1 protein-coding gene is annotated in these 1,091 nt (G+C 37.8%); it reads left to right on the top strand.

Features of this window, described 5'->3' with window-relative positions; all coding sequences use genetic code 11:
• A partial coding sequence (locus BUB11_RS26480) for an IS4 family transposase (RefSeq protein ID WP_073033624.1) occupies window positions 1-1,010 on the top strand: 1,010 nt, incomplete at its 5' end.
• Window positions 1,011-1,091: the final 81 nt, after the last annotated feature.

Below are 1,091 nucleotides of genomic sequence, written 5' to 3' on the forward strand. Positions count from 1 at the left end.
TATTACCTACGGCCTTTATTAAAATGGCTGACGCTATAATGGCTTGGTATTATGGCGATGACGACTATAAAACGTTCAACGGTTATAGACTTTCTGCCATTGATGCCTCACTCTTGGAACTTAACAATTCGGAACGATTGAGAAATGCTTTTGGTTATTCTGAATCTAAGAATGTAAAACTCGCACGTGCCAAGGCCTCCTGTATTTATGACCTCGAAAATGATATGGTCATCACCTCCAAAATTGCAAGCTATTTTACGGGTGAAAGAGAGATTGCCATCGATCTGATTGAGAAATTAAAACAGATGGGATTGAAAAATGATCTGATACTTTTTGACAGAGGATACCCTTCAAGACAGTTTTTCGCTTACTTAGAAGGTAGTGAAGTAAACTATCTCATGCGGGTAAAAAATCAATCCATGAAGGAAGTCAATGAGGCGATGGAACCCGATCAGATCGTACAGATCAACGTCGGTAAAGAAACGATCAAGGTGCGTGTTGTTCGATTCATGCTAGATTCGGGGGTTGAAGAAGTCCTAGTCACCAATTTATTGGATGAAAGCTTTAGTATTCAACAGTTTAAAGCGCTTTATTTTAGACGTTGGGGAATTGAAGTAAAATATGATGAACTAAAAAACAAGCTTCAACTTCAAAACTTTACGGGCGATACAAAAATTGCCGTTGAACAAGATTTTTATGCGTCCATGTATTTATCGAATATGGTGGCACTAGCAAAAAATGAAGCGAACGAGAAAATTGCACACAATAATCAGGATAAAGATTTGAAGTATGAATACAAGGTTAATACAAGCATACTTATCGGTAAATTAAAAGACTCGTTGGTACTCATGCTATTAGAAGACAATTCAGAAAAACGCAGTGCAATGCTTAATCGTATAATGGAACAAATCCCGAAAAACATGGTGCCTATTCGTCCCGGTAGAAGTAAACCCCGTAATATGGGGCGTAAAGCTCCTAAGCATTCCCTAAATCAAAAGAGATGTTTGTAACTCACTTTCCGAAAATAATAACCCATTTTGATTAGACGCTGATATCAAGGGCCAGCATTCAAGGACTTGTAAAAATTTAGG

It is taken from the genome of Desulfosporosinus lacus DSM 15449 (assembly GCF_900129935.1).
GTDB classification, from domain to species: Bacteria; Bacillota; Desulfitobacteriia; order Desulfitobacteriales; family Desulfitobacteriaceae; genus Desulfosporosinus; species Desulfosporosinus lacus.